This is a genomic window from uncultured Ruminococcus sp., assembly GCF_946415235.1.
Classification (GTDB): Bacteria; Bacillota; Clostridia; order Oscillospirales; family Ruminococcaceae; genus Ruminococcus.
In genome coordinates this window covers 1-6,492 of sequence record NZ_CAMKRR010000137.1, presented here as the reverse complement: position 1 = coordinate 6,492, position 6,492 = coordinate 1, and the positions used below count along the sequence as shown (strand labels likewise).

The window sequence follows — 6,492 nt, the reverse complement described above, 5'->3', positions numbered from 1 at the left end:
TCATTGAACGGGTGTATACAGAGGAAGTCATGGATAAACACAGGTATCAGAAGCAGTGCGTCTATATCCTGCGTAGCGATTATGCGATTATAGCTGTCACATATAGCTTCAATGGCAGCCGGAGTTTCATATGGCGGAAGAGGAGTGAATAATGTGAATTCACATCCATTCGCATCTGTTGCACTTATATAATTCTGAGAATTCTTAAATGTACCGCCGATGCTTTTATGAGAATACTTATATAAGTCACGGTGGAGCTGGAGAATGTAGTTCGATGAAATAGGTATATACTCGAAGTTCTCGTGAATAGTATTCAGTACATCACGGTATCCCATGATCTCTTCCTCGTCACGGTTTCTAGGCGTTGTCTTGTCTTTGACTAGCTGCAACAGACGGGTATTTGTAGTACGGATACCTTCAATCTCATTGGAAGCTTCAGTACTTTGTACCTTTGCAATCTCAATAAGGCGTTCGAGTTCAGCAGGCTTCTGTTTCAGAAAAAGCTCCTGTCTGCCTTTATGCTCATGAATCTGGGCTACAAGACCAATGATCTCACTGTCCCATGAACGTTTTGCAAGTTCGCTGTAATCAAAGTTTCTCATAAGCTCACGCTCCTTTCTCATAATTATAATCGTTTTTAGGAGAAAAGTCAAGTGCTTAGGCAATAATATCTCCTAAATCCTATTATGAATTAGGAGACAACTATTATTCGTTTCATTATATAATAACTTCATTGATATAATCAGCATATTCATACGAAACAGGTGTTTTCTTGAAGTATTCATATATAGAATCAGCTCCCGTATAGGGAGCTGGCTTCTTTAATAGCTTTGTACCACCAATATAATTCGTGTGATTTTCGTGTGATTTTGTGTGATTTTCGACTGTAAAACAGTCACACGGAGCTGCAAAAATGCAGTTGAAACTGTTTTCTGTAGGTAACAGAAAAGCCTGTATTTCGGTGTTTTCCTCGAAATACAGGCTTTTTAATTCTGGCGGACAGAGAGGGATTCGAATACTTGTAACGCGCTGTTTTTGCCTGTTTATAGCTATTTGTGTTTTTTGTGTGGAATAATTTGAGTGGAATAGGATTTTTGTGCTGAAATGCTATTCAAAGATAGTTATAAAAATTCGATAATTGTTCTCAAAGTGCAGAAGCTAAATAGTCATAAGTCCTGATAATATAGTCCTTTATCAAGTCATAGTTTGGGCTTACATCGGGGAAAGCTGCTTTTGTTTCACTCTCTGCTGACGCAATGCTGTTTAGAATAGTATTTCTGTCTGGCAGTTCAATTTTGAGCACATTACGGCAGACTTCGTTTGAGAGAAAGCTATCCGTAAATACGTTACCTTTAACGCTGTCTATCCTCGGTACTCCTGTTGAGATAAGACCGAGGTTATAGTCAAAATAAGGAGCAAGTCCAATGATCTCACCTGTCGAGCTGTCTCGAAGCACGCCTGCGTTCTGATTATGCCTGTCGTCATTATGGAGCAGAGCATCGTAGAATACCATTATAACATAAGGCTTTATCAGCTTTTTATCAATTCTTGGTATAATATACTCAGGCTCGTCGTGATCTGTATAGTAGTTGCAGAACGGTTCAAAATCAACAGCAGCATTGTTAGTGAAATCTTTAGAGATAATAAAAGTCGTCGTGATACCTGTCTCCGAAGAAGTGGAGTGCTGTATTTCATACTCAGCAACATCAGCGCCCATAGCTTTAAGGAACTGATAGGAGTAGTATTCACTGATAAGTTCCTGCGTATTTCCGTGTTTGAACATATACCAGCTTCCGTCAATATAACGCCAAGCCTTTTCGTAGCTTCCGACAGTACCGAGTTCACGGTATCCTTTGATGTTACCACTGTTTGAAGTCGATGAACCGTAAAGCGCAATATCAGCAATCTCTTCATTATACTGTTTCAAAGAAGTATAATCCAGTTCTTCGTCAGCCTTCTGTATCCACCAGTTGTCGGTTATGGAAATTCCGTGACCTATATCAATTACCTGCTCTATATCATCAGGAGTTCTCAGGCGCAGAGCCTTGAACAGTTTTCTTGAATGTGAACGATGAATATCAACGCACCTGTTGTCAAGCCATATCTCAAGCGGCATACCAATTGCAAAACAGGCGGGACACAGCGATTGGTCGATAATCTCGGTTATTCCATTTTCGTTGGCATAGGCAACTACTTTGTCCTTGTGCATTATCTTATAATCCATACGTCCTCCTTATTTGAGGTCAAGGTTTCTCGTATCCTTCATAATAATACGACTGTTCTATTCCCTTGAAGATGACTTCTCTGTCATTAGTTTTGTCTGTTAGATTAGGCTGGATAAGAAAGCGAAGCTCCAAATCGTTTATAGGGCTGCGCTCCATAGCCTGCAAATACTGATCTTTATCAATATTTGCCCACTCAATAACCTTGCCGAGATTCTTTTTAAGGATCATATCGAGCCAAATTCGGGTACTCCTTCCGTTGCCCTCCATAAATGGGTGAGCAACATTCATCTCAACGTACTTAGCGATTATTTCTTCAAATGTGCTCTCAGGCATTTTTTCAACAGCCGCAAGCACTTCTTTCAAGTACAGCGAATTAGCAAATCTGAATCCGCCCTTTGCGATATTCTTTGTGCGTATCTGTCCAGCGAATTCATAAAGCCCGTTAAATAAAACCTTATGGATATCCTGCAAGCCTTTGACTGTTCCAACCTCAATTTGGTCGATATCACCTGATACAAATAACTGCTTGGCGTTTTCAAGGCTCTTGGCATCTATTTCGTTCTGATTCATATTTTTGCCCCCTGCTCGATAAATCTTATACATATTATATCACGAATAAGGCTGTTAGTCAAACAAAAAATGGCTATACCGTAATATAGCCATTTCCCATTTATTCCTTATCAGTACCTTCAAGCAGGCTGTTGAAGTAGTCGTCAATCTTCTTATCGACCTGCTTCCGTTCCTCTGAAAACGTATGCTGATAGACTGATTTCAGCGTTGAATTAGTTGACCAGCCGCCGCGTTCCATAGCGTACTTATCAGGTATATTGAGCATCAACATAACGCTCGCTGACAAATGACGAAGGTCATGGAAGGTCATGTGATAGCCGTATTCTTCAAGCAGCTTATAGAATTTGCTGCGGAGCGTCTGGTACTCCATCTGCACGATGAAATCGTCGTCCTTCTCATGAGGTACTGCCTCTATGAGATTCTTTATGTAGTCTGGTATAGTCAGCCTTCTTGTTGACTTGAAGGTCTTATTCATATCGCGGACGTTGTTGCTGCCGTCGAAATAGATGTTGCTGCGGCAGACAGTAAGAACATTTCCCTTTAGATCGCGGAACTGTAAGCCTCTAACCTCGCTCATACGAAGTGAGAGCCACATTGCAAGCAGGCACGGCAGTTCAATATCAGTACCGCGTACCATATTCATTACCTGCTCCGCCGTTGGAAGCTCCTTCAACTTCGGCTTCCTCGCAGGATATGTGACACTCAGAATAGGTCTTATGTCGTAGAGTTTCAGAGCTGCACACATAAGATGAACGCCTTCTTTAATCGTTTTCGCGCCAACCTTTGCAGCGTCCTCATTTATAGCCTGCTGTACGGTGTAGCTGTTGACTTCGCGAGCATCGAGTGGCATTAGGCTCTGTAAGCGGTTCCTGCGGAGAATACCGTAACCTCTCAGCGTGGACGGCGCAAGCACGTTTTGCTTTGCGCTGATATAGCCGTCAATTGCATCGGCTACCGTAAATCGAGCCTTGCGTTTCATACCATTGACGATGTACTCGGCAGCCATTTTCTCCGCCTCCCACTTCGTAGGTGCTGTGAAGGACTCACGAATCTTCTTGCCGTTTTCGTCCAATCCGACAAATACTTGCGTATGCCAGTTTCCGGACTTTAGCTGCCGTGCCTCTGGAAATTTTCGTTTAGGCATTATATCCCTCCTATATTAGAGAGAGGACGTATCTACGGCTTATGCAGTATATACGCCCTCTACCATTGTTTCGTTTGATTAAGCACTGATAAGTGCTTCAATATCCAGTCCTGAGTGCTCAATGAAGAGCTGTACGCGCTTCAATGTGAGAGCAGAAGGATCGTGATCGTAGTTATACAGTGTCCTTGTTGTGAGTTCCATCGTCTTGGCAAGTGCCTCGTCTGAGAGTTCATTAAGGTACTGATAACGACGGATATTGCTCCAGATCACCATATAGAACGTATAAGGCTTAGTCTTGGCTTTCATATTGTTCACCTCGCTTTCGTACCGCTTGACAGCGGATTGTTGTTGTAATATAATAAGTATAGGTTGGCGCGCCCCGAAGGGCGCCCACTCAATTGCTTATTTCAGCATCATCATCTGTTATTTCGGCATTTTCATTCGGCTCATCATTAGTCCCCCATGAAAGGAAGTCATCGACGTGACCGCTGAGTGTAGTTTGAGTGTTGCGCTTGTTCTTCTTGTTGTAAAGCGCTCCCTTAACAATGATATCACCGCGATCCATCGAGTCGAAGCGAGCCATGTCAGCCTTCTTCCAGCGAAGCTCAGCTGCAACAGCCTGTTCAGATTCCTCAGAAGGGCGAAGGAATATCTGTGTCCCTGCTTTTCCCATTGTGCTTCCCAATTCAGTCTTCTTGGGATAATAGTCCTGCGTCGAGCCGAAGAACGCCATATGAATCTTCCTGCCTTCCTTCATTATCTTGCGTATTGAGCTGGTACTGCTAAAGTTCTGGTTCTGTATCTCGTCAATGAAGATGTCGAGCGGAATCGTATAATCTTCATTCTGGTAGCTGAACAGAGTCAAAAGCAGCATATCAATGACCTGATTGTTGTTATCGAGGTTGATACCCTCCGTATGAATAATGACAATAGGCTTGGAGCTTTCTAAGAAGTCGTCCCACGTATCTTCAGACATTCCACACTCAATAACATCACTCAGGAGAGGCTCAAGGCGATTACGCAGACTCATAATGGTTCTTTCATCTATCTTTTCATTCCCTTCGCCAACGGCGTCAAGCACTTTTAACATCTGCTGAGGAAAGCCGTCCTCACTCGGATTTGACAATATCTCATCCAGAATAGAGCGCAACGCATTAGACTGTGGAACACTCAGTTCTCCAATACCTGCCTTAAATATGCCGACAAGATACTTGATTTTAGAGGCTTTGCTGAGACTATCATCAACGTGGAATATGTCAATTGGTATAACAGAGCTGTCGATATTATAGAAGGTAACGTTCTCGTCAACAAAACTTTTTGAGAGATTCTTGCAGAGAGGCTTGTATGTAAACGAATCACTGGTATCGAAAGCAACGACTTTATTGCCGAGGGAAAAACGTTTCGCTATAAGCTGAGATTGCAGATATGATTTGCCGAAGCCGCTTTGACCGCAGATCAGCGAATGCTCGTTATCCTCTTCGTCATAGTCAATTACCTTTCCTGCAACTCTTCCGTTTACATCGCGCAATATTGGCAAGAATGGCTTATGGGGAATTTCCTGCTCCGAAAGCATATATGCTTCGTTCTCAAGATTGTTGAAGATGTAGATAATATCCGCATCGAGAATTTCGGCTGATATATCGTAAAGATACAGTCTAACTGCTTCTCCGCTGCTATTATGAGCATCAAGCGGATGCGTACGACCATCTCTTTCATCAAGTGCGTTATAGTGAGCGAGAGCGTTCAGAAGTGCCTTCATATTGTGTGTGGTCGCCATTAACGCAAGTATCTCCGCTAACATTTCACCAGTAAAGTATACTCTGTTTCCGGAAATAATAGCTGTGTTATCGGTATCATTGATAATCATACCGTTCTTTTTGCGGACAGCCGTGAAGCTGCCTGAACGAAATTTATCGCTGGCAATCTTAGCAAAGTCGCGCAGAATAGCGGTGTCTGAGTCAACAAGTGCATTTCTCTGTGAATTGATATCATTTATAAGCTGATTCAACTCTTCACTTGTAGCGAAGTTGATGTTGAATAATCTTCTTAAAAAACATACTGCCGCCATTAAAGAAATAGATACATGGTAAGCTTCATCAGTTTGATATTGGTTTTTATCTGGCTTAAAGTCCTCTACCATATTTGGAACTAATAAGCATACATCATTTATGTTGCTGATTATAGTTTCATTGACCAAACTCTCCATGTCACTTGTAACGTTACGGATATAGTCGTTGCTGTAATCAAGCGTTACCCCTGCCAGAGAAAGCGGAATTACACTTTCTGGTGAAAGACGATGTGCAATATATCCGGCGTTATGAGAGATAACGGCAATAATATTTCTGCCGGTATTCGTTTCACCGTAATCACCGCTGCTTATTTTGATAAGTGTTCTGAGCGGTTCCTCTATTTTAGCTGTCTCATCGGAGAATGAATTATCCAAAAATACCGCAGGACAGTCCCATATCTTACTGAGGTATGCAAGCATTCCTTTTTCGCTGAGTGCCAGCAAAGGAACAGGATAATTCGTGATGTCAAATGAATAAAGCATCG

The 6,492-nt window shown here is 42.3% G+C and carries 6 protein-coding genes; all 6 read right to left on the bottom strand.

Annotation, left to right across the window (positions count from 1 at the left end; all coding sequences use genetic code 11):
- Positions 1–602, bottom strand: a 602-nt coding sequence (locus Q0R37_RS14690) for a Fic family protein (protein ID WP_294755326.1), incomplete at its 3' end; no start/stop codon positions are given.
- 542 nt (positions 603–1,144) lie between these two features.
- Positions 1,145–2,224 carry a hypothetical protein gene (locus Q0R37_RS14685; RefSeq protein ID WP_294755325.1) on the bottom strand — a complete coding sequence of 360 codons (1,080 nt, stop codon included), beginning with the start codon at positions 2,222–2,224 and terminating at the stop codon, positions 1,145–1,147.
- A 19-nt stretch (positions 2,225–2,243) separates the two neighbouring features.
- Positions 2,244–2,795 (bottom strand): protein adenylyltransferase Fic, encoded by a 552-nt coding sequence (gene fic, locus Q0R37_RS14680; RefSeq protein ID WP_366517448.1) that lies wholly within the window; start codon positions 2,793–2,795, stop codon positions 2,244–2,246.
- Positions 2,796–2,895: 100 nt separating this feature from the next.
- Entirely contained in the window at positions 2,896–3,939 is a 1,044-nt protein-coding gene (locus Q0R37_RS14675; protein ID WP_294755322.1) for a site-specific integrase, read from the bottom strand.
- Positions 3,940–4,017: 78 nt separating this feature from the next.
- A complete protein-coding gene (locus tag Q0R37_RS14670; RefSeq protein ID WP_294755321.1) occupies positions 4,018–4,245 on the bottom strand; it encodes a hypothetical protein in 228 nt (75 codons plus the stop codon).
- Between the two features lie 88 nt (positions 4,246–4,333).
- Positions 4,334–6,492, bottom strand: a 2,159-nt coding sequence (locus Q0R37_RS14665; protein WP_294755320.1) for a DUF87 domain-containing protein, incomplete at its 5' end; no start/stop codon positions are given.